The following is a 327-nucleotide window of genomic DNA, read 5'->3' on the forward strand; positions in this document are numbered from 1 at the left end:
AGCCTCGACGGCTGGGCCGTGCCGATGGCCACCGACATCGCCTTCGCCCTCGCCGTCCTCGCCGTCATCAGCACCCACCTCCCCTCCGCGCTGCGGGCCTTCCTGCTGACCCTCGCGGTCGTCGACGACCTCGGCGCCATCCTCATCATCGCCGTCTTCTTCACCTCCGACCTGAACTTCTGGGCGCTTGGCGGGGCCGTCGCCGGGCTGGTCCTCTTCCACGTCCTCCAGCGCCTGCGGGTGCGCGGCTGGTGGTGGTACGTCCCCCTCGGCCTCGCCGTCTGGGCGCTGATGTACAACTCCGGCGTCCACGCCACCGTCGCCGGC

General features: G+C 71.6%; 1 protein-coding gene. It reads left to right on the forward strand.

What is annotated here, in order from left to right; translation table 11 throughout:
* The coding region (locus QK442_RS36305; RefSeq protein WP_282698408.1) for a Na+/H+ antiporter NhaA at positions 1-327 on the forward strand (327 nt) is incomplete at both ends.

The sequence above is a fragment of the Streptomyces sp. CC208A genome, assembly GCF_030010625.1.
In the GTDB taxonomy this organism is placed as follows: Bacteria; Actinomycetota; Actinomycetes; order Streptomycetales; family Streptomycetaceae; genus Streptomyces.